This window comes from Caballeronia pedi, assembly GCF_001544915.2.
Taxonomy (GTDB): Bacteria; Pseudomonadota; Gammaproteobacteria; order Burkholderiales; family Burkholderiaceae; genus Caballeronia; species Caballeronia pedi.
Genome location: NZ_FCOE02000005.1, coordinates 1 through 20445, shown reverse-complemented (window position 1 = coordinate 20445; position 20445 = coordinate 1). Strand labels below are relative to the sequence as shown.

The window sequence follows — 20445 nt, the reverse complement described above, 5'->3', positions numbered from 1 at the left end:
AAGTCGCGATTCGCTTGGGGCGCGAGCGCGTGGCCTCCATCTATCGAATCTTAGCTGGATAGGCGCACTGTTGCCAACGAGCGCCGATCACGCGCCGCTCGTTGACCGCCGTCAGTTCGAGGCGAGATCGATGCTGTATTCGGGCGGCGCGGGCAGCGTCGGGATATGCGCGGACTGCGTATCGATCCGGGTGAGCTTGCCTTCGACCGTCGCGCCGATATCCATGCGCAACTGCTGATAAAAGATATTGCCGAGCACGCGCGCGTTGGACTGAAGTTCGACGAAATGCGCGACGGTCACATCCCCGGTCACGCAGCCGTTGATGATGACGTTGTACGCGTTCACGTTGCCGCGAATCGCGCCCTGATCGCTGACGACGAGCAGCGTCTCTTCGCCGGGGCGGCCGGTGACGTTGCCCGTGACCTGTCCGTCCATGCGCAAGCCCTCGCTGAACTCGAGATCGCCCGAGATATGGACGTTATGCGCGACGAGCGTCGCGAGCTTCGCCATCTTGACGCCGTTGGATGTTCCTTTCTTCGATGAAAACATGTCGAGTCCTTGCGATGCGGTAAAGGGTTGCGCGAAGAGCGCGCGCTCAATCGGGTTTGTGCTGTTTCGTGAGAAAGGCGAGGTCGGTCTTCAGGCGCTGGATTTCGGCGCTGCTGTCCTTCACGCGCTGTTCGAGCGACGCGCGGCTTGCCGCTTCCTGTTCGAGTGCGAGTTGCGCATGCGCGAGCTGGTCGCGCAGCGTCTGTTCCGAGGCGGGCGGCGCGCAGAGCGCGTCGAACTTGCGCACGTCCTCATGCGAGCGCTTGAGCGCGAAGCCCGCGGCGCCGAGCGCGGCGATCGCGCATACGGCCGCGATCAGGCCGAGCCAGATGCCCGCGCCGCGTTTGGGCGTGAGCGAATAGGACTGGCGAGTGAGTTGCAGCGACAGCCGCTTCGAGTCAACTTTGCGCATTGGGCTTGCGCTTGAAAAGCGCGAGATAGGACGATGGATTGATCTGCGCGCCGTCGACGATCACTTCGAAATGCAGATGCGGGCCCGTGGAGCGCCCGGTCGAGCCGACTTCCGCGATCTCCTGTCCGGGCATCACGTAGTCGCCGGCCTTCACGAGAATGCGCGATGCATGTCCGTAGCGCGTCACCATGCCGTTGCTGTGGCGGACATCCACCGCGAAGCCATAGCCGTTGCGCTCGCCGGCCTGAATGACGCGTCCGCCCGCGCTGGCGAGAATCGGCGTGCCGGTCGGCGCGACGAGATCGAGGCCGGGATGAAAGCTGAGATGCCCGGTGAACGGATCGAGACGGTTGCCATAGGGCGAGCCGCTACGCGCACCGGGCGCGGGATTGCGACCGGGAAACGCCATATACGCGGCGTAGTGCGCGAGCGTCTGCGTCTGCAACTGGGACACCTCGTCGTTCAGGCAGTCGATGATGCGCTGCGTGCCCTTCAGACGCTGGCGGGGCGTGCCGCGGTCAGCGCGCTCGATGTCGCACAGCCGCGGCGGCAGCGCCGGGCCGCCCGCGCCGTCGAGCGACGCCGCTGGCTCCTCGGTGTCGGGCAGCGGCGGGACGTCGTGCACGCCGGTGCTGCCGCCCACGCCGCGCGCGGCCTTCAGACGGTCGTCGAAATCGTGCAGCTCGTATACCTGCGCGGACAACCCTTCGACGCGCGGCGTCAGTTCGATCACTGCGGCGCGCAGACGCCCGAGTTCCTCGATCTCGTACGAGCGGCGCGACATCAGCGCCTGTTCCTCGCCGAGATGACTGCGGGCGAACATCGTGCCGATCGCGATGCCGAGCGCCAGCGCCGCCACCAGCAACGTAATGGCGCAGATGATGGCGATCGCGCGCGCCGTGCGCGCTTCGACGAAACGGATGCGCTGGCGCGACATGGTGCGCCGTGACCAGATGACGAAAGCCATCAGCGCACGCGGCGGCTTGTCAGGCCGACGGAAAAAATAATAAGAGAAATCACGGGAATGGAGTGCGCCGCGCTCTCCACGGCAAAGCAATGAAACTGGCCGGCGATTATGCCGGATGCTTGGCGCGCCGTTGACGTTTCAGCAGGACATCGAAGCAAAATTCCACGAATTATTCGAGTCAAATTTTGTGTTGTGTGGATACGCATTCGCGCCTAACACGTTTGCGTTGTCGGTGTTGTCAAAATCGGTGCTGATTAATCAGGATGGCTTGACGTGGACCCATTCCATCTGCGTGCCATCGCCCATCAGAAAGGCGCGGTTCGCTTCGGCCGCCGCGCGCAGATAGTCCCATACCGCCGTGATGCGCTTCAGCTTGCGCAGATCCTCGCGGCAGGAGAGATAAAAGGCGCGCGTCACGACGATCTCATCCGGCAACACCGCCACGAAGCGCGGATCGGGCGACGTCATGAAGCACGGCAGGATCGCGAGCGCGCGGCCCTGCAGCGCCGCAAAGTATTGCGCGATCGCGCTCGTGCTGCGCCAGCGCGACACCGCGCCCGGCACCGCGCGTTCGAGATACAGCAGTTCGTAGCTGAACGCGAGATCGTCGATATAGCTCGCGAAACGATGATGCCGCAGATCGTCGCTCGTGCGGATCGGTTCGTGGGCGTCGAGATATTCGGCGGTCGCGTAGAGTTTGAGCCGGTATTCGCACAGCTTCGTATAGACATACTGGCCTTGCTCGGGCCGCTCCAGCGTCACGGCGATATCCGCTTCACGCTTCGACAGGCTCACGAAATGCGGCACCGGCAACAAGTCGATGGAGATATTCGGGTGCGCATCCTGAAAGCGCGCGAGCTGTGGCGCGAGAAAGAAGCAGCCGAAACCCTCCGTCGAACCAACGCGAACATGCCCCGACAGCGCGTGTCCCGTATTGGCGATCTGTTCGGTCGCGGACTGCACCGTGGTTTCGATCGAATCGACGAAGCCGAGCAGGCGCTGGCCTTCGGCGGTCAGAATGAATCCGCCGCTGCGCGACTTGTCGAACAGAAGCGTGCCGAGCGCGTCCTCGAGCGCGCGCACGCGCCGCGCGACCGTCGTGTAATCGACGCCCAGGCGCTTGGCGGCGCCGCTCGCGCGCTGTGTGCGCGCGACTTCGAGGAAGAAGCGCAAATCGTCCCAGTTGAGCCGGGCGAGATCGAACTTTCCGGTTGGTATGGCGTTTTTTTGCATATCGATCGGGTGTTTTTATAGTGCCATGATGGACTTTTGCATAACTATACTCAAGGAAACGAGCGTGCAGCAATGCAGGCCGATTTCTTATAAACGGAGACGACATGCCCTTTCCCCACGGCGCCGAACCGGCGTCCTGTCCGCGCGTCTTCGCCTCTCATCCCAACCTTCGCGTTTGCAATTTTTCAGACAAGGAGTGACTCGTGAATATCGCTGCTGAACATCCGGCGCAGAGTGCGTCCGTCCGTACGGCCAAACTGCTCATCGACGGCCAGTTCGTCGATTCGAAGACGACCGAATGGCGCGACATCGTCAATCCCGCGACGCAGGAAGTGGTCGGCCGTGTGCCGTTCGCGACGACCGACGAAGTGAACGCCGCCGTCGCCGCTGCGCACAAGGCGTTTCAGACCTGGCGCACGACGCCGCTCGGCGCGCGCATGCGGCTGATGCTCAAATTCCAGGATCTGGTGCGCCAGAACCAGAAGCGCATCGCGCAGACGTTGACGGCCGAGCAGGGCAAGACCCTCGCCGACGCCGAAGGCGACATCTTTCGCGGCCTCGAAGTCGTCGAGCATGCGTGCTCGATCAGCACCTTGCAGCAAGGCGAATTCTCCGAGAACGTCGCGGGCGGTGTGGATACCTACACGCTGCGTCAGCCGATCGGCGTCTGCGCGGGCATCACGCCGTTCAACTTTCCCGCGATGATCCCGCTGTGGATGTTCCCGATGGCGATCGTCTGCGGCAACACCTTCGTGCTGAAGCCGTCCGAACAGGACCCGCTTTCGACGATGGAACTCGTCGAACTCGCGATCGAAGCAGGCGTGCCGCCGGGCGTGCTGAACGTCGTGCACGGCGGCAAGGAAGTCGTCGACGCGATCTGCACGCATCCCGATATCAAGGCGATCTCGTTCGTCGGCTCGACGGCGGTCGGCACGCACGTCTACAACCTCGCGAGCCAGCACGGCAAGCGCGTGCAGTCGATGATGGGCGCGAAGAATCACGCCGTCGTGCTGCCCGACGCGAACAAGGAGCAGACGCTCAACGCGCTCGCGGGCGCGGGTTTCGGCGCGGCGGGACAGCGCTGCATGGCGACCTCGGTGGCGGTGTTCGTGGGCGCGTCGAAGGACTGGGTGCCAGAGCTTGTCGAACGCGCGAAGACGCTCAAGGTCAACGCGGGCGTCGAACCGAATACGGATGTCGGCCCGGTCGTCTCCAAGACGGCGAAGGAGCGGATTCTCGGCCTGATCGGGCGCGGCGTGGAAGAGGGCGCGACGCTCGCGCTCGATGGCCGCGATATCGACGTGAAGGGCTACGAGAGCGGCAACTTCATCGGCCCGACGGTGTTCACGAATGTGAATACCGACATGTCGGTCTACAAGACCGAAATCTTCGGCCCGGTGCTGTGCGTGGTCGAAGTCGACACGCTCGACGACGCCATCGCGCTCGTCAACCGCAATCCGATGGGCAACGGCGTCGGCCTCTTCACGCAAAGCGGCGCGGCGGCGCGCAAGTTCCAGAGCGAGATCGATATCGGTCAGGTGGGCATCAACATTCCGATTCCGGTGCCGGTGCCCGCGTTCAGCTTCACGGGGTCGCGCGGCTCGAAGCTCGGCGATCTCGGGCCGTACGGCAAGCAGGTCGTACAGTTCTACACGCAGACGAAAACAGTCACCGCGCGCTGGTTCGACGACGCCACCGTCAACGACGGCGTGAACACGACCATCTCGCTGAGATAAGAACGAGGAGACGGCGATGAAGATAGGTTTTGTCGGCCTGGGTCACATGGGCGGTCCGATGGCCGCCAATCTGCTGAAGGCGGGGCACGCGGTCACGGCGTTCGATCTGGTGCCCGCCGCGCTCGACGCGGCGAAGGCGGCGGGCGCGACGCTCGCCGCGTCGCCGCGCGCGGCGGCGGAGGGCGCGGAAGTCGTCATCACGATGCTGCCCGCGGCGCAACACGTCAAGGCGGTCTATCTGAACGATGACGGCGTGCTCGCCGGCGTCGCGAAGGGCGTACCGCTCGTCGACAGCAGCACGATCGATCCCGCCACGGCGAGGCTCATCGGCGAAACGGCGGGAAAGCAGGGCAATCCGTTCGCGGATGCGCCGGTTTCGGGCGGCGTCGTCGGCGCGCAGGCAGGCACGCTGACCTTCATGGTGGGCGCGGACGAAACGTTATTCGAGACACTGCGTCCGGTGCTCTCCGGCATGGGCAAGAATATGGTGCGATGCGGCGAAACCGGCACGGGTCAAATCGCGAAGATCTGCAATAACCTGTTATTGGGGATTTCCATGATCGGCGTCGCTGAAGCGATGAAACTCGGCGAAACGCTCGGCATCGATCCGACGAAACTCGCGAGTATCGTCAATACCTCCACCGGACGTTGCTGGAGTTCGGATACGTGTAATCCCTATCCGGGTATTGTCGAAACCGCGCCTGCGTCACGGGGTTATTCGGGTGGCTTCGGCGCGGACTTGATGCTGAAGGATCTGGGCCTCGCCGTCGATGCCGCGCGTGGCGCGAAACAGCCGGTTTTCATGGGCGCGCTGGCACAGCAGTTGTATCAGTCGATGAGCCAGCAAGGCCTCGGCGGACTCGATTTTTCAGGCATTATCAAGTTGTACGCCAAGCAACAAACCGGCCAATAAAGAGTCAGACAACATAATCACTCGGCACGCACGCGCGTGCCGAATTGAGGGTCGAAATAACTGCTTTATTCAGTTGCACTGCACAACGCGTCGCGTAACTCCTTATTGGGCGTGATCATCGGGAATACGATGATTCGCTTTCCCGAAAATTGTCCTATTCTGAAAGCACGACGCCCGTCTGCCGTTCAAAAAAAGAACGCTCCCGGTTGCGCCACCGTGCTGGTAGAACGCCCGTCGTCTTCGGGCAATCAGATGAGGAGTACGCGATGCAAGTAACACGTCACTTAAATATGGAACTGCGGCACGCCACGGTGCCGACTTATATCGCCAGCTATTTCTTCCCGTTGCTGCTATTGGCATACGAAGTCTGGCGAGTGGGGTCGTGGGTTGCGGTGAACGGCTTCAACTTCATGAACTTCAATGCGATGGGTTATGAGTTCGCGTTGATGATCGCCGTCTTCTGCATGCAGATCATCGTGGAAATCGCATTCCTCGCGGGCGCTGTACTGACGAAGCACAAGGACGTCGGCCACCGGCTGGCGAATCTGTCGCTGGGTCTGTTCTGTTCGATGGTGGTGCTGGGTTTCGATCTCGCACTGCAATATGGACTGAGCGGAAGCTGATCAGTAACGGTTTGCTTATCTGATTCGAAAGATGAAACGCCGGTTGTTCAACCGGCGTTTTCTTTTCTTCTAGCAACCTGCCGCGCTCGCCAGAGCGGGCGGCGTCTCCGAGCGCTTTTCGTAGCATTTTCTGTCCGCATCCTTCAATGCGCTGCGCAAGCCTTCTTCCACCACCGGATGATAGAAAGGCAGCTTGAGCGTTTCGTCCAGCGTGAGTTCGAGTTGCACCGCCCACGCGAGCAGATGGCCGATATGCTCCATTGCCGGGCCGCAGCCTTGCGCGCCGCGCAGCTTGCCGGTTTTTGCATCGGCATAGACATGCAGCAGGCCGCGATTCTGCCGCATCACGCGGCTGCGTCCCTGATTCTCGAATGACGCCTCGCCGGTCACCGTCATCTGCGTGTCGAGATCGTCGTACGAGGCGCCCACCATCACCGCCTGCGGTTCGCTGAACACGATCGCGAAGGGTACCTTGCGCCTGACCGCCTGCACGTCCGGAAAGCGCGCGGCGTTGTCGCCGGCGAGCTTGCCTTCGTCGGCTGCGTCGTGCAGCCAGGGACGCGTGCCGTCGCAATCGCCGGCGATGAAAACCGCGCTCTGGCCGCATTGCATCGTGGTTTCGTCGAAGAGCGGCACGCCTTTTTCGTTCAGTTCGATGCCGGCCTTGTCGAGCGCGAGCGGCTTCAGATTCGGCGCGCGGCCCGTCGCGGCGAGCACGAGATCGACGCGTTCGACATGCTTCATGCCATCCGGCGATGTGAAGCGCAGCGTCGGCTGGCCGTCTTCGAGCGACAGTTCGTCGAACCTGGCGTCGGGATCGAAATAGAACTCGTCGGCGAGCGCCGCGGCGAGCGCATCGCGCACGGGTTTGTCGGTGAGGCCCGCGACGCGGCCGCCTTTGCCGAACATGAAGACTTCGACATCGAGCCGCGCGAGCGCCTGCCCGAGTTCCAGCGCGATCGGTCCCGCGCCGAACACGGCGATGCGCCTCGGCAGCGTGCGCAACTCGAACAGATCGTCGCTCGTGATGAGCCTGTCGCCGAACACTCTTAGTTGATCGGGCACGGCCGGCGCGGCGCCCGTCGCGATCACGACGCTCTTCACTTCGATGCGCGTGTCGCCGCCGACGACGAGCCGCGTCGGCGCCTCGAAGCGCGCCTGTCCGCGCACAAGCAGGCCGCCCGGCAGCGCTTCGACTTCTTCGAGCACGCCCCTGACGAAGTGATCGCGCTCGCGCCGCACGTAATCGAGCACATGCGCGTAATTCGCTTCCAGCGCGTGCGTGCCTTCGATGCCGCGCGGCGCGAGCGCACCGGCGTCGTGCAAGCCATTGGCTGCCGCGAGCAGCAACTTCGACGGCATGCAGCCGACGCGCGCGCAGGTCGTGCCCAGTTCGCCGCTCTCGATCAGCACCGCATTCGCGCCCGCGAGCCGCGCCGCGCGAAACGCGGCCATGCCCGCCGTGCCCGCGCCGATCACGGCCACATCCACCCTGAGTTCATTCATTCGGTTGCCTCAGCGGCCCGTCAGCCCTTGATACACCTCCGCGTACCTCAGCGCGGCCGCTTCCCAGCTGAAGCTCTGACCCATCGCGCGCTTGACGACGGCCTTCCAGTCGGTGCGGCGCGCTTTCAGGGCGAACGCCCGCCGGATCGCGCCGACGATCCCCGCGCGGTCGAAGGTATCGAACACGAAGCCGGTCGCGAGTTCGTCGGCGAGATTTTCGAGTGAACTGTCGACGACGGTATCGGCCAGCCCGCCCACGCGATGCACGAGCGGCGGCGCGCCGTACGCGAGCGCGTAGAGCTGCGTGAGCCCGCACGGCTCGAAGCGCGAGGGCACCATCACGATATCGCTGCCGGCGATGATCAAATGAGACAACGTCTCGTCGAAACCGAGTTCGACCGCGACCGCCCCCGGATGCGCCGCCGCCGCGTTCTTCATGCCGGTTTCGAGCGCCGGGTCGCCGGTGCCGAGCACGACGAGCTGTCCGCCGCGCTGCACGATATCGGGCACGGCCGAGAGCAGCAGATCGAGCCCCTTCTGCTCGGTCAGCCGGCTGACGACGCCGAAGAGCAGGGCGTCGTCGTCGCGCGCGAGTCCCATGCGCTCCTGCAGCGCGGCCTTGCACTTCGACTTGCCCGCGACTTTCGACGCGGTGTATTTCGCCGCGATGGAGTCATCGACCGACGGACTCCAGATCGAATAATCGACGCCGTTCAGAATGCCGGTGATGTCGTGCGTGCGCGTCTGCAGCAGGCCGTGCAGCCCCGCGCCGTGCGCCTGCGTCTGGATTTCGCGCGCGTAGGTCGGACTGACGGTCGTGATGCGGTCGGCGTAATAAAGGCCCGCCTTGAGAAACGAGACGAGGCCATAGAACTCCACGCCTTCGACCGCGTAGAAGTCGCCCGGCAATTGCAGCGCGCCGAACTCCGACGCTGCGAACGTGCCCTGATACGCGAGGTTGTGCACGGTGATCACGCTTGCGGTGCGTGGCGCGCCGCCGCGTTCGAACGCGCGCAGATACGCCGGCGCGAGTCCAGCGTGCCAGTCGTGCGCGTGCACGATATGCGGTTTCCACGTTGGATCGGCGCCCGTGGCGATACGCGCCGCTGCCCAGCCGAGCAGCGCGAAGCGACGGTCGTTATCGGCATAAGGGCGATGCGCGGCATCGAGATAGGGATTGCCGGGACGGTCGTAGAACACGTCCGCGCGCACCACGTAGACCACTACGCCGTGCGGCGGCAGCACACCGCGTTCGAGTCTCACGTTGCCCGCGCCGAACGCGCCGCCCAGATCGGCGACGGGTTCGAGGTCCGCGAGCCCCGCCAGCACGGCGGGAAAGCCCGGCAGCACGACGCGCGCATCCGTGCCCAGTTGCGATTGCGCGAGCGGCAGCGCGCCGACGACATCGGCGAGGCCGCCGGTTTTCAACAGCGGAAACATTTCTGCTGCGGCATGCAGCACGCATACGGTCATCGGCGTTCCTGTCGACTGGTTTATGGGTCCGGTGCGGCGGCGCGTCTAACGCTGGGACAGACGCGCCAGGGCATCGCGCGTGATGAGCGTCACGCCCGACTCGGTGCGGAAGAAGCGCGCGGCGTCGTCGTCCGGGTCCTCGCCCACCACGAGTCCTTCGGGCACCGTGCAGCCCCGGTCGATCACGACGCGCTGCAGACGGCAACTCGGCCCGACGGTCACCTGAGGCAACAAGACTGCCTCATTGATGTTACAGAACGAGTGCACCCGCACCGCCGAAGAAAACACCGACTTCGACACCTGCGATCCCGAAATCACGCAGCCGCCGCACACCAGCAGATTGGTGATCGCACCTTGCTGGCCGTTCAGGTCGCGCACGAACTTGCCGGGCGGCAGTTGTTCCTGATTGGTCCAGATCGGCCATTTGCGGTCGTACAGATCGAGTTCCGGAATCGTCGATGCCAGATCGAGATTCGCGGACCAGTACGCGTCGACGGTGCCGACATCGCGCCAGTACGCGGGCGCGTCCGGATCGCTGCTCGAGGTCACGCACGACATGCCGAACGGATGCGCGATGGCCTTGCCCGTCGTGACGACGCGCGGAATGATGTCCTTGCCGAAGTCATGGTCCGTGTTCGACGTCTCGATGTTCTCCTGCAGCATCTCGTAGAGATACTTCGCGCTGAACACGTAGATGCCCATGCTTGCGAGCGCCACGTCCGGCTTGCCGGGCATCGCGGGAGGATCGGCGGGCTTTTCGAGGAAATCGGTCACGCGGCGGTTTTCATCGACGTGCATGACGCCGAACGCGACCGCGTCCATGCGCGGCACCTCGATGCAGCCGACCGTGCAGTCCGCGCCGCTCTCGACATGGTCGAGCACCATGCGCGTGTAGTCCATCTTGTAGATGTGATCGCCCGCCAGCACGACGACGAACTCCGCGCCGATCGAGCGGACGATGTCGAGGTTCTGATACACGGCGTCGGCGGTGCCGCGATACCAGCTCGAATCCACGCGCTGCTGCGCCGGCCAGATATCGATGAACTCGTTGAACTCGCCGCGCAGGAAGCCCCAGCCGCGCTGCAGGTGGCGGATGAGCGAATGCGCCTTGTATTGCGTGACGACGGCGATGCGGCGGATGCCGGAATTGAGGCAGTTGGACAGCGCGAAATCGATGATGCGGTACTTGCCGCCAAAGTGGACGGCCGGCTTCACACGCTTGTCGGTGAGTGGGCCGAGACGGGTGCCGCGCCCGCCGGCAAGAACGATTGCGAGGGTCGACTTCTGCAAATCGGTGCGATTCTTAAGCGTCTCCATGTCAGCCTCCTGATTTGACCTGCGACTATTGGTGTCTTGCCGTGTATTCGTCCTCGTATGCCTTCCATGTATGCGTGACTGGAGCATTATCCGGCGCGCATTCGAATCCGTGTGCTGAAGTCGGCCGTTTTTTTGTGGATGACAACGTGAGCAAGCCGCGTGCCGAACGCGCACGAGCGTGCTGCATGTGAGCCCGATGGCATCTTGGGTGTTGCGCTCGCGCGACCTTTTCGGACTTCTGTCGATCTCGCACCGCGATTCAGCGCGTCTGCGCAATTTATATCGGGCGGGCCATGCCGCAGTGCGTCGAGGCACGGCACAATACGAGGCATGCGCGGCTCCCGCGCGCCCGCAGGCGGCGTCCACCGGCGTTCTTCGCCGGGCGGCCGTCGCGCTGCGCTGCACGACCGTCTCGCACGACAAGCGCGCGACAAACGTTTCACCTGACCGGACACGATCAATCGGGAATCAGAACATGAACAACGTCCTGAGCATTCAGTCGCATGTGGTGTTCGGCCATGCGGGCAACAGCGCAGCGGTCTTTCCGATGCGGCGTCTCGGCGTCAATGTCTGGCCGCTCAACACGGTGCAGTTCTCCAATCACACGCAATACGGCCGCTGGACCGGCAGCGCGTTCGACGCCGACGAGCTGCAGAACGTGATCGAGGGCATCGGCGCGATCGGTGTGCTCGGGCGCTGCAATGCGGTGCTTTCGGGTTATCTCGGTGCGCCCGAGCAGGGCCGCGCGGTGGTCGAGATCGTGAAGATGGTGAAGGCCGTGAACCCGCGCGCGCTGTTTTTCTGCGATCCGGTCATGGGTCAGACGGGCGGCTGCACGGTCGCACCCGGCATCGAGGATTTCCTCGTCACCACCATGCCCGAAGTCGCCGACGCATTGATGCCCAATCACGTCGAACTGGAAAAGCTCGTCGGACGCACGCTCGAAACGGTGGAAGAAGCCGTCGATGCGTGCCGGGAAGTGATCGGGCGCGGCCCGCGCATGGTGCTCGTGAAGCATCTGCTCGATCGCAACAGCCGCGCCGACACCTTCAATATGCTCGCCGTGTCGCCCCATGAAGCATGGTTCGCGCAACGTCCGCTCTATCCGTTCGCGCGGCAGCCGGTGGGCGTCGGCGACCTGACGAGCGCCGTGTTCGTCGCGCGCACGTTGCTGGGCGACTCGATGCGCAACGCGCTCGAACACACGCTCGCGGCGGTCAATGCCGTCGTCAAGGCGACCTATGACGCCGGGCGCTACGAGCTGGAAATCGTCGCTTCGCAGGACGAAATCGCGAAGCCGACCGATCGTTTCCCCGCGATCCGCGTCACCGGCACGGAGATCGTCAGGGGCGGCTAGCCTGCTTCTGTCCGCTCGTCGGCTTCCATCAGCCCGAAACGCCAGGATAGACGCCGCGTCGCCGCGAGCAGTGCGCGGGCGAGCGGGCCATCGGCGGCGCTGTCGAAGCCGCCCGCCGAGCCGATCAGCGCGATCACGAGACATACGCTGCCGGTGTGATCGAACACTGGCGCGGCCAGTGTATGGATGCCGGGCACTGGCGCGTCGAGCGCCGTATCGAGACCGCGCGCCCTGATTTCATCGAGCCGGGCGCGAAACGCGGTGTCGGCGGCCGCATCGGGCTGCGCGCCCGCGAGGCGGATGCCGTCCTGCGCCATCAGGCTCGCCAGCATGTCGGCGGGGAGATGCGCGGCGTACACGCGTCCGATGGCGGTATTGACGAGCGACATCGCCGTGCCGATGCGCAAGCTCACGTGCTGCGGCCGCGCCGATTCCTCCAGCCGGATCACGGTCGGGCCTAGTGGTCCGAGCGCGGCCGCGGCGACCGTCATCGACGTGCTCGCCGCCAGCGCGACGATTTCCGCTTCGGCGTCGCGGATCGGCGAAAGGCGCTGCAAGGCGATCAGCCCGAGTTCGCGGGCGAGCGTGCCCGCGTGGAACAGTCCGGCGTCGTCGCGCGCGAGCAGCCCGACCTTCACGAGACTCACCAGATGCGCGAACGCCTTCGCGGGCGGCATGCCGGCCGCGGCGGCGAGATCGCGCAGCGTGAGCGGCCGGCCCGCCGCGACGAGCGCGCGCAACAGATCGCCGGTCGCGTCGAGCGCGTTGATGCCGCGCTGCGGCTTGGCGTCTTCCTCGAACATCGTCATGAAAGCAGTCCGGTGATGTCGCGCGCGGCGTCGTGCAATGCGCGCGCGAGCGGCCCGTCCCAGTCCACGGCGCACAGGCCGCTCGGGCCGATGGCGGTGAGCGCGAGCTGCATGCGCCGCGCGCCGTCGAACACCGGCACGCTCATGCTGCTGACGCCGGGACTCGGCGCATCGACGCTGCGTTCGATGCCGCGCGCACGGATCTCGTCGATGCGCGCGGCCATGCCGGGCGCATCAGTTTCCTGCTGATGCGCGAGCATCGCGGCGACGCGCGATGCGTCGTCGAACGCGCGGAACACGCGTCCCGTCGATGTCGCGGAGAGCGACATCACCGTGCCGACGTGCAGATTCACATGCAGCGGATGACCGCCGCGCTCGTAGCGCACGATGGTCGGCCCCTGCGGCCCGGCGACGCTGACCGCGACGCTCATGCCCGTCGCGAGCGCCAGCGCCGAAACACGCGGCGCGGCCGCACGATACGCGGGCTGATGTTCTAGATTCAATAGACCGAGCCTGAGCGAAAGTGGACCCGGCTCGTAGTTGCCGGTGAGCGCGTCGCGCTTGACGAGCCCGAGACGCGTGAGGCTCACGAGATAGGTATGCGCCTGGGCGCTCGACAAGCCGGCCGCATCGGCGAGTGCGCTCAATGCGAGCGGCTCGCGGCGTGCGGCGAGCGCATCGAGCAATCGCGCGCCGACTTCGACGCTCTGAATGCCGCGCTGTTTTTTTTCTTCAGGCGTGGCAGGGACGGGACGAGCCAAGAGGACTCCGCGAATGTGGTCGAAGCGCAAATGTTAGCCGAGCCGGAATCATCGGATGTAGCGATTCAGTATTTACCCGTAATTTGTAAATAGCAAACACGCTTGCTGTTGACAAAAATCGGCCTCGCGCCGATCATCTACCCATCCCCACGAGAATGGAAGCGAGACACGACCATGGCAAAGGCATTTGCATCGCAGGCCGATCTGGAAGAGAAGAAGATCACTTTCACGCAACTCTCCGAAAACGCCTACGCGTACACGGCGGAGGGCGACCCGAACTCCGGCGTGATCATCGGCGACGACGGCGTGCTGATCGTCGATACGACCGCCACGCCCGCGATGGCGCAGGATCTCATCGCGAAAATCCGCAGCGTTACCGACAAGCCGATCAAATACGTCGTGCTGTCGCATTACCACGCGGTGCGCGTGCTCGGCGCGTCGGCGTATTTCGCGGAAGGCGCGCAGCAGGTCATCGCGAGCCGCGGCACGTATGAAATGATCGTCGAGCGCGGCGAGCAGGACATGAAATCGGAGATCGAACGCTTCCCGCGCCTGTTCGCCGGCGTCGAGACGGTGCCGGGCCTCACGTGGCCGACGCTCGTCTTCGAAAAGGAAATCACGCTCTTTCTCGGCAAGCTCGAAGTGAAGATCGCGCATCTCGGCGCGGGTCACACGAAGGGCGACACGGTCGTGTGGCTGCCGTCGCAGAAGGTGCTGTTCTCGGGCGATCTCGTCGAATACGACGCCGCCTGCTACTGCGGCGATGCGCAACTCGCGCAATGGCCCGCGACGCTCGAAGCGTTGCGCGCGCTGAAGGCCGACAAGCTCGTGCCGGGACGCGGCCCGGCGCTGCTGTCGCCTGAGGAAGTGGACAAGGGTCTCGATTACACGAAGGACTTCGTCACGACGCTGCTTCAGGCCGGCAAGGACGCCGTCGCCGAAAAGCTCGATCTGAAGGGCTCGATGGCGCTCACCCGCAAGTCGATGGACCCGAAGTTCGGCCACGTCTTCATCTACGAGCATTGCCTGCCGTTCGACGTGTCGCGCGCCTACGACGAAGCGAGCGGCATCAGCCATCCGCGCATCTGGACGGCCGAGCGCGACAAGGACATGTGGGCCGCATTGCAGGACTGACGCTCATCTCTCGCGGCGCGTGCTGAAACGCGCCGCTCCTTCATCTCTTCAGGCAAAAAGGCGCGCTCAAGACGCCGGCCTTCTCACGCCCATCTGGAGCGAGACATGTCGAAGTCGATCAGCACGGCGGCGCTCAGCCCGAGCGCCGCCGGGGAAGCGCACGCCTTGTCCGATGATGCGCTGCTGCGCAAAGTCGCGTGGCGCATTATTCCGTTTCTGTTTCTGTGCTACGTGGTGTCGTTTCTCGACCGGATCAATATCGGCTTCGCGCAATTGCAGATGAAGCACGATCTCGGCTTTTCCGACGCCATGTACGGTCTCGGCGCCGCTGTGTTCTATGTCGGTTACGTGCTGTTCGAGGTGCCGAGCAATCTGCTGCTGGCGAAGTTCGGCGCGCGCCGCACCTTCACGCGCATCATGCTGCTGTGGGGCGCGGCGTCGGTGGGCATGATGTTCGTATCGACGCCGGGGCATTTCTATCTGCTGCGCTTTCTGCTCGGCGTGTTCGAGGCGGGTTTCTTTCCCGGCATCGTGCTGTATCTGACCTACTGGTTTCCGGCGCAGCGGCGCGCGGGGGTGATGTCGGTGTTCTTCGCGGGCGTGGCCGTGGCGGGCGTGTTCGGCGGACTGGTGTCCGGCTGGATCATGCGCGACATGGCGGGCGTCATGGGCCTCTACGGCTGGCAGTGGATGTTCGCGATCGAGGGCGCGCCGGCGGTGCTGCTCGGCCTGATCGCGTTGCGCCTGCTCGTCGATGCGCCGCGCGACGCCCGCTGGCTCACGCAAGCCGAGCAGGACCGGCTCGTCGCGCTGTGCGCGCAAACGAGCGATAACGCCGCTTCGCACGATCCTCGCGGCCTGCTCGACGCGCTGCGCAACCCGCGCGTCTATCTCTTCGCGTTCATCTATTTTTCGCTGACGTGCGCATCGCTGACGCTGAGCTTCTGGATGCCGCTGATGATCCGCGACTTCGGCATCACCGACGTGATGTCCGTCAGCCTCTACACCGTCGTGCCGAACGCGATCGGCGCGGTCGGGCTGATTGTAATCGCGCGCCACTCGGATCGCGTCGCCGAGCGGCGCAAGCACTTCGCGTGCTGCACGATCGGCGGCGGCATCGCGCTCGCGGCGCTTACGCTGCATTTTCCCAGCTTCCCAATGATGCTCGCGATCCTCTCGCTTGCCGCAACGCTGATTTTCGCCGCGCTGCCGATCTTCTGGGCCGTGCCCGCGAGCCACCTGCCGGGCAACACGGCGGCGGCGGGCATCGCGTTCATCAGCAGTATCGGGATCACGAGCGGCATCGTGAGTCCGTGGGTGATCGGCCAGATTCGCACAGCCACCGGCAGCATGGATCTCGCCGTGCACCTGCTTGCGTTGCTGCTCTTCGCGAGCGGCGCCGCGCTGATGTTCGGGCTGAAACGCGATCCGTCCTCAACCGAAAGCGCTCACTGAGGCACGGCGGCGGCCGCCATCGCCTTGAAGTTTTCGGGTGTCGCGAAGGCGAGATACTCGGCCTGCATTTCGGGTGTGAGGAATTCGAGCATGGTCGAGTTTTCGATCCAGAACTCGATCACGTGAAAGAAGTTTGCGCCGCGTGTGCAGCGCACCGCGCGCCAGCCCTCGCGTTCGCCGATCGCGATGACTTCGTCGCTGCTCAGCTTCGTCGCGATGGCCATGTGGAACGCGCTGTACTGCGGGCGCTTGAACGTGTCCGCGCCGTAGCTCACGCTGTCTTCATGGCCGCCGCCCGGCGTGATCACCTGGTCGCTCGGATAGACCTCGATGATGCTGCCGCGCTCGTCGCCCGCGACCGCCATCCACGCGTCGGGGAACGGCGAGAAGGGCGCGGCGAAGCCGTCCCACAGTTCGGCCAGCACATGCGCGACGTGCTTTGGATCGTTGGCGGGGATGGAGGCGTGGAAGATCATCGCTGTATGCTCCGGTGGGCGTGGGAGGGTGGTGCGTCGATGTCGGTTCGCAGTGCTTGTGTGCCGGGATTCTTGCAGAGTGTATTGATATGAGTGTTTTCAAACGCGTCATGACTCAGCGCTAATCCGACAGACATCCGACGCGAACGCGCCGATATCCGCCGTCAGCCGCGCCGCATCGCTCAGAAAGATGCCGTGCGGCGCGCCTTCGTAGACGAGAAGCCGCGCGTTCGGAATCAGCCGCGCTGTGCGTCGCGAGGTCAGCTCCAGCGGATTGGACACATCGCGGTCGCCTTGCACGACGAGCGTCGGCACCTCGATATCGCGTAGTTCATTGCGGAAATCGCCATGATTCACCGTTTCGTTGCACGCGAAAAGCGCCTGATGCGAAGTGCGCAACGCCATTTCCCTGATCCAGTCGATCATTGCCTGCGACGCGCCCGGCCCGGCGAATGGCCGCGCATTTTCGGCGAGCCATTGCGGATAGTCGGACAGCAAATCCTGCTGGAACGCTTCGGCATACACGCGGTCGATGCCATCGGGATTGTCAGGCGTTTTCGCGAGCATCGGCAAGGTCGACGCGATCAGCACGAGGCGCGCGACGCGCGTGCTGCCGTGACGCGTCAGATAGCGCACGGCTTCGGCGCCGCCCATCGAATAGCCGACCAGCGTAATGTCCGACAGATCGAGCGCGTCGATGAGGGCGGCGAGATCGTCGGCGAGGGTGTCGTAGTCGTAGCCGCCGCCAGGATCGCTCGACCGGCCGTGGCCGCGCCGGTCGTACGCGACGCAACGAAAGCCCGCGTGCGTGAGCGGCAACATCTGATACGCCCACATGTCGCCCGGCAGCGAATAGCTCGGGACGAACACGATGGTGCCGCCGTTGCCTGCCGCGCGCTCGGGTTGCCAGTCGCGATAAAACAGCTCGACGCCGTCGGTGGTCGCGATGAAACCCGGCCGGGCGATCTCTGCGTGGGCGCGATGTCGATTTACAGGCATGTCCGTCTCCTTGTCGATGAACAGTGTGACTGCATCGTCGCAGGAGGACGTGAGCGGGACAATTACGCCAGAGGTAATAGGCCGCGCGCGTAAAAAAAGCCGCCTGAAAAAGGCGGCGAGAGCGCATCCGCTTGTGGGCTCTCCAATGAAGAGAGCGGACGCTCGAGGAGACGAGAAATCCAGATCAGTATGGCAAGACGCTGCGCCGGACACAATCGCGGATTCGAATTACTGCGTTTCAGCAGATCATCTCGCAAATAGTATGGAATACGAAATAATTGATTGACGACGCCGGCGGCGCCATATCTGGCGCCACGATTCTTTTTTCGGAATTATCGTGCGCACTTTGAGCGTTCGCACGCGCTGGATTGCTATAAACTCAGCGAGCACTTCATATATGAGTTTTTTGAATCATCCACGCCTTTTGAACCATCCGCATTGCGGCCGGCGGCGCAAGCGGACACGTCTTCATCCGATGCGGAGCAGGCTCTCTCCAGCGCACTCGAACTTCGCCACTCGAGCGACTGGTCCGCGCTCGAACGTTTCTGTCGCGAGGCTTTGCCGCGCTTCCCGAGCGATTTCGAACTTCGCTGGCAATTGAGTCATTGCCTCTGGCGACGTCATGACAGCGTGGCGGCGGAAGCCGTCATGCGCGAGGCCGCGCTGCATCATCCCGACGATGGCCGCGTGACCGGCGCAATCGCGATGTATCTGCTGGAGCAATCGCGTTACGACGAAGCGGACGCGATGTATCGCGCGGCGCTCGCACAGGCGCCCGATGAAAAATGGCTCGCCGTCGACCTCGCCGATCTCGAACTGCGCCGGGGCATGTGGCGCACAGGCTGGACACGTTTCGATCGCCGGCTGGGCGGCTCGGCGCACGGCGAAAAAGGCGTCGTCGCGCGCATGGAGCGGATCGGGCCGCGCTGGCGCGGTGAGCCGCTCGATGGCAAGCGTGTCGTGGTCTACAGCGAACTCGGTATGGGTGACGATATCCAGTTCGTGCGCTATTTTCCGCAGTTTGCGCAAGGCGTGCGAAGCAGCGGAGGCGAAGCGCTGCTGGCGGTGCGCCCGCAGCTGTATCCGCTGATCCGGCGTTTCGTGCCGGATTGTGTCGCAATCGAGGGGCATGATTTCGGCATGGTCGATTACACCGTCGCCATGATGAGCATGCCGCTGTGGATCGGGCTGTTGCCGCATCACGTCGAGGGTCGCGCATACCTCGACGCCGCGCCGGGACGTATCGACATGTGGCGGCGCATGCTCGCGTCGGACGGCGGAAATGCGCTGCGCGTCGGCCTCGTGTGGGCGGGCAGCCCGACGCATCGTCGCGATTCACAGCGCAGCATACCCGTCGATGCACTCGCGCCGCTGTGGCATTTGCCGAACGTCGCGTTCTATCCGGTTGCGCCGGGCCGCGAAGCCGATATCGCCGCAATGCGCTCGGCCGGCGCGCGCATCGTCGGTGTTCCGGAATACGGCGAACACTTCCACGATTCGGCCGCGCTCCTGAGTGCGCTCGACGTGCTGGTGACCGTCGACAGCTCGCCGTTGCATCTGGGCGGCGCGCTCGGCAAGCCGGTGCTCGCGATGATCGATCGCGTGTCGCACTGGTGTTGGGGCGAAGATGAAACGCAGCCGTGGTACGACTCGGTGCGGTTGGTGCGCCAGCGCGCGCCGGGCGACTGGACGCCCGTGGTGGACCGCGTCGCCGCGGCGCTGTCCGGATGGCTCATCGGACGCGCCGCGCCGGAACATCAGCAGGCGTCGGCGCCCGTCAGTCTCGGATAGCCGGGCTGGCTCGAATCGATCGTCGTCACGCACGCGCCGTCGCTGAGATCGAGCGGGCTGTCGACGTCGCGTTTCGAGCCGTCTTTCATCAGCACGCTGTAGCGGTAGACCTTCGTCATCTGCTCCGGGCTTTTCTGGAACAGGCTCGTCAGATCGAAACCCAGGCCCACGCCAGCGCCGCCGCCATTCCAGCCATTGCCGCCGATCCCGCCGCCGCCCACGCCGACGGTCGGTCCGGACGACGCCGCCGCCGGGGTCGACACCGTCGTCAGATATTGCTTGCCGACGATGCGCCCGGTCGCGAGCGTGCTGTCCGCCGGCAATGGCGCCGATGCGCCCGGTCCGGTCGCGCATGCCGCGAGCATGGCCAGTGCGATAGCCGCGACGCTTGCTCGCGCCGCGCGTTGAATTGTTTTTCGATCCGATTTCATTCCAGGCCTCTTGCGTGCGCCTGCACGCGTTTCATGGGCCCTCTAAGCGAGCGCGACGATCGATCGAGCGCGCGCTCACACCGGCATGGCTGGCATCGTCGCGAAAAAAACGCCGCCCTGGAAAGGACGGCGTTTGTCGGCGATGCGTTTTAAGCCAGCGGTCCGGCGCGCTTCACGAGGGATGCAAATGCGCGGCCAGAATCTTGAATGAACGCGCGTCGGGTTTGAACCAGATTGCTCTGATTCATTCCGCGACAAAAGGCCCTGCGCCGTCAGTCCTTCAGCAGATACGCGACAATCGCGTCGCACACGCGGCCGAACATTTGCGTGCCGGTGACGGTCGTGCAGCCGCGCGCGCGGGCCGCTTCGATGAACGGCGTCAGCGGCGGCTTGGTCACCACATCGCCGACGAATGTCGTCGCGGGCAGGCGCGAGACGTCGATCGGCAGCGGATCGCCGGCACGCATGCCCGCCGGCGATGCATTCACGATGAGGTCGTAGGT

The 20445-nt window shown here is 64.4% G+C and carries 19 protein-coding genes and 1 pseudogene; 7 read left to right on the top strand and 13 right to left on the bottom strand.

The window, feature by feature from the left end; translation table 11 throughout:
• Positions 1 to 111: 111 nt before the first annotated feature.
• From AWB80_RS09250 to AWB80_RS09235, 4 genes are all read right to left on the bottom strand, one after another.
• Complete coding sequence (locus AWB80_RS09250; RefSeq protein WP_061174357.1) at positions 112 to 549, bottom strand: bactofilin family protein; 438 nt, start codon at positions 547 to 549, stop codon at positions 112 to 114.
• A gap of 46 nt (positions 550 to 595) precedes the next feature.
• Positions 596 to 961: a hypothetical protein gene (locus AWB80_RS09245; RefSeq protein WP_061174356.1), complete on the bottom strand. Its 366-nt coding sequence runs from the start codon at positions 959 to 961 to the stop codon at positions 596 to 598.
• On the bottom strand, positions 948 to 1928 hold the full coding sequence (locus tag AWB80_RS09240; RefSeq protein WP_061174355.1) for a M23 family metallopeptidase: 981 nt from the start codon (positions 1926 to 1928) through the stop codon (positions 948 to 950). Before AWB80_RS09240 ends, AWB80_RS09245 begins: the two co-directional genes overlap by 14 nt.
• Before the next feature lie 258 nt (positions 1929 to 2186).
• The gene (locus tag AWB80_RS09235; RefSeq protein WP_061174354.1) at positions 2187 to 3161 is read right to left on the bottom strand and encodes a LysR family transcriptional regulator; all 975 of its coding nucleotides are present in this window, start codon (positions 3159 to 3161) and stop codon (positions 2187 to 2189) included.
• Between the two features lie 203 nt (positions 3162 to 3364).
• Here AWB80_RS09235 and AWB80_RS09230 point away from each other — a divergent pair, with 203 nt between their 5' ends.
• The 3 genes from AWB80_RS09230 (at position 3365) to AWB80_RS09220 (ending at position 6433) form a co-directional block, all read left to right on the top strand.
• The gene (locus tag AWB80_RS09230; protein ID WP_061174353.1) at positions 3365 to 4897 is read left to right on the top strand and encodes a CoA-acylating methylmalonate-semialdehyde dehydrogenase; all 1533 of its coding nucleotides are present in this window, start codon (positions 3365 to 3367) and stop codon (positions 4895 to 4897) included.
• Between the two features lie 16 nt (positions 4898 to 4913).
• Positions 4914 to 5810, top strand: coding sequence for a 3-hydroxyisobutyrate dehydrogenase (mmsB, locus tag AWB80_RS09225; RefSeq protein WP_061174352.1), 897 nt, complete (start codon positions 4914 to 4916; stop codon positions 5808 to 5810).
• Positions 5811 to 6076: 266 nt separating this feature from the next.
• Entirely contained in the window at positions 6077 to 6433 is a 357-nt protein-coding gene (locus AWB80_RS09220; protein ID WP_061174351.1) for a hypothetical protein, read from the top strand.
• A gap of 69 nt (positions 6434 to 6502) precedes the next feature.
• Here AWB80_RS09220 and AWB80_RS09215 read toward each other — a convergent pair whose 3' ends face one another.
• The 3 genes from AWB80_RS09215 to glgC are packed head-to-tail and all read right to left on the bottom strand — an operon-like array spanning position 6503 to position 10729.
• A complete protein-coding gene (locus AWB80_RS09215; protein WP_061174350.1) occupies positions 6503 to 7939 on the bottom strand; it encodes a dihydrolipoyl dehydrogenase in 1437 nt (478 codons plus the stop codon).
• A 9-nt stretch (positions 7940 to 7948) separates the two neighbouring features.
• Complete coding sequence (gene glgA / locus AWB80_RS09210; RefSeq protein ID WP_061174349.1) at positions 7949 to 9412, bottom strand: glycogen synthase GlgA; 1464 nt, start codon at positions 9410 to 9412, stop codon at positions 7949 to 7951.
• 45 nt (positions 9413 to 9457) lie between these two features.
• Positions 9458 to 10729 (bottom strand): glucose-1-phosphate adenylyltransferase, encoded by a 1272-nt coding sequence (gene glgC / locus AWB80_RS09205; RefSeq protein ID WP_061174348.1) that lies wholly within the window; start codon positions 10727 to 10729, stop codon positions 9458 to 9460.
• A gap of 475 nt (positions 10730 to 11204) precedes the next feature.
• On the opposite strand from glgC, the gene pdxY reads away from it, so the two are divergent.
• A complete protein-coding gene (gene pdxY / locus AWB80_RS09200) occupies positions 11205 to 12086 on the top strand; it encodes a pyridoxal kinase PdxY (RefSeq protein ID WP_061174642.1) in 882 nt (293 codons plus the stop codon).
• Here the strand turns inward: pdxY and AWB80_RS45550 are convergent.
• Positions 12083 to 12895 carry an IclR family transcriptional regulator gene (locus AWB80_RS45550; protein ID WP_061174347.1) on the bottom strand — a complete coding sequence of 271 codons (813 nt, stop codon included), beginning with the start codon at positions 12893 to 12895 and terminating at the stop codon, positions 12083 to 12085. The two genes, pdxY and AWB80_RS45550, sit on opposite strands and share 4 nt — an antisense overlap.
• Positions 12892 to 13656, bottom strand: coding sequence for an IclR family transcriptional regulator (locus tag AWB80_RS45545; protein WP_061174346.1), 765 nt, complete (start codon positions 13654 to 13656; stop codon positions 12892 to 12894). The genes AWB80_RS45550 and AWB80_RS45545 overlap by 4 nt, the downstream gene beginning before the upstream one ends.
• 174 nt (positions 13657 to 13830) lie before the next feature.
• Here AWB80_RS45545 and AWB80_RS09185 point away from each other — a divergent pair, with 174 nt between their 5' ends.
• Together AWB80_RS09185 and AWB80_RS09180 are read left to right on the top strand one after the other, a co-directional pair.
• A complete protein-coding gene (locus tag AWB80_RS09185; protein ID WP_061174345.1) occupies positions 13831 to 14790 on the top strand; it encodes an MBL fold metallo-hydrolase in 960 nt (319 codons plus the stop codon).
• 105 nt (positions 14791 to 14895) lie between these two features.
• Positions 14896 to 16245 carry an MFS transporter gene (locus AWB80_RS09180; protein WP_061174344.1) on the top strand — a complete coding sequence of 450 codons (1350 nt, stop codon included), beginning with the start codon at positions 14896 to 14898 and terminating at the stop codon, positions 16243 to 16245.
• Here the strand turns inward: AWB80_RS09180 and AWB80_RS09175 are convergent.
• Entirely contained in the window at positions 16239 to 16721 is a 483-nt protein-coding gene (locus tag AWB80_RS09175; protein WP_061174343.1) for a hypothetical protein, read from the bottom strand. The two genes, AWB80_RS09180 and AWB80_RS09175, sit on opposite strands and share 7 nt — an antisense overlap.
• Before the next feature lie 108 nt (positions 16722 to 16829).
• The gene (locus AWB80_RS09170; protein ID WP_061174342.1) at positions 16830 to 17720 is read right to left on the bottom strand and encodes an alpha/beta fold hydrolase; all 891 of its coding nucleotides are present in this window, start codon (positions 17718 to 17720) and stop codon (positions 16830 to 16832) included.
• Positions 17721 to 18368: 648 nt separating this feature from the next.
• On the opposite strand from AWB80_RS09170, the gene AWB80_RS09165 reads away from it, so the two are divergent.
• Positions 18369 to 19511: a glycosyltransferase family 9 protein gene (locus tag AWB80_RS09165; RefSeq protein ID WP_244206454.1), complete on the top strand. Its 1143-nt coding sequence runs from the start codon at positions 18369 to 18371 to the stop codon at positions 19509 to 19511.
• Here AWB80_RS09165 and AWB80_RS09160 read toward each other — a convergent pair.
• Together AWB80_RS09160 and AWB80_RS09155 are read right to left on the bottom strand one after the other, a co-directional pair.
• The gene (locus tag AWB80_RS09160) at positions 19478 to 19942 is read right to left on the bottom strand and encodes a hypothetical protein (protein ID WP_061174340.1); all 465 of its coding nucleotides are present in this window, start codon (positions 19940 to 19942) and stop codon (positions 19478 to 19480) included. The genes AWB80_RS09165 and AWB80_RS09160 overlap by 34 nt on opposite strands.
• Positions 19943 to 20214: 272 nt before the next feature.
• A pseudogene (locus tag AWB80_RS09155) lies at positions 20215 to 20445 on the bottom strand (shikimate dehydrogenase); the annotation flags it as partial.

What these genes read in the sequence shown, in the direction of transcription:
- AWB80_RS09250 (WP_061174357.1), bottom strand. Translation starts at nt 549, where the DNA reads ATGTTTTCATCGAAGAAAGGAACATCCAACGGCGTCAAGATGGCGAAG.
- AWB80_RS09245 (WP_061174356.1), bottom strand. Translation starts at nt 961, where the DNA reads ATGCGCAAAGTTGACTCGAAGCGGCTGTCGCTGCAACTCACTCGCCAG.
- AWB80_RS09240 (WP_061174355.1), bottom strand. Translation starts at nt 1,928, where the DNA reads ATGGCTTTCGTCATCTGGTCACGGCGCACCATGTCGCGCCAGCGCATC.
- AWB80_RS09235 (WP_061174354.1), bottom strand. Translation starts at nt 3,161, where the DNA reads ATGCAAAAAAACGCCATACCAACCGGAAAGTTCGATCTCGCCCGGCTC.
- mmsB (WP_061174352.1), top strand. Translation starts at nt 4,914, where the DNA reads ATGAAGATAGGTTTTGTCGGCCTGGGTCACATGGGCGGTCCGATGGCC.
- AWB80_RS09220 (WP_061174351.1), top strand. Translation starts at nt 6,077, where the DNA reads ATGCAAGTAACACGTCACTTAAATATGGAACTGCGGCACGCCACGGTG.
- AWB80_RS09215 (WP_061174350.1), bottom strand. Translation starts at nt 7,939, where the DNA reads ATGAATGAACTCAGGGTGGATGTGGCCGTGATCGGCGCGGGCACGGCG.
- glgA (WP_061174349.1), bottom strand. Translation starts at nt 9,412, where the DNA reads ATGACCGTATGCGTGCTGCATGCCGCAGCAGAAATGTTTCCGCTGTTG.
- glgC (WP_061174348.1), bottom strand. Translation starts at nt 10,729, where the DNA reads ATGGAGACGCTTAAGAATCGCACCGATTTGCAGAAGTCGACCCTCGCA.
- pdxY (WP_061174642.1), top strand. Translation starts at nt 11,205, where the DNA reads ATGAACAACGTCCTGAGCATTCAGTCGCATGTGGTGTTCGGCCATGCG.
- AWB80_RS45550 (WP_061174347.1), bottom strand. Translation starts at nt 12,895, where the DNA reads ATGACGATGTTCGAGGAAGACGCCAAGCCGCAGCGCGGCATCAACGCG.
- AWB80_RS09185 (WP_061174345.1), top strand. Translation starts at nt 13,831, where the DNA reads ATGGCAAAGGCATTTGCATCGCAGGCCGATCTGGAAGAGAAGAAGATC.
- AWB80_RS09180 (WP_061174344.1), top strand. Translation starts at nt 14,896, where the DNA reads ATGTCGAAGTCGATCAGCACGGCGGCGCTCAGCCCGAGCGCCGCCGGG.
- AWB80_RS09175 (WP_061174343.1), bottom strand. Translation starts at nt 16,721, where the DNA reads ATGATCTTCCACGCCTCCATCCCCGCCAACGATCCAAAGCACGTCGCG.
- AWB80_RS09170 (WP_061174342.1), bottom strand. Translation starts at nt 17,720, where the DNA reads ATGCCTGTAAATCGACATCGCGCCCACGCAGAGATCGCCCGGCCGGGT.
- AWB80_RS09165 (WP_244206454.1), top strand. Translation starts at nt 18,369, where the DNA reads ATGCGCGAGGCCGCGCTGCATCATCCCGACGATGGCCGCGTGACCGGC.
- AWB80_RS09160 (WP_061174340.1), bottom strand. Translation starts at nt 19,942, where the DNA reads ATGAAATCGGATCGAAAAACAATTCAACGCGCGGCGCGAGCAAGCGTC.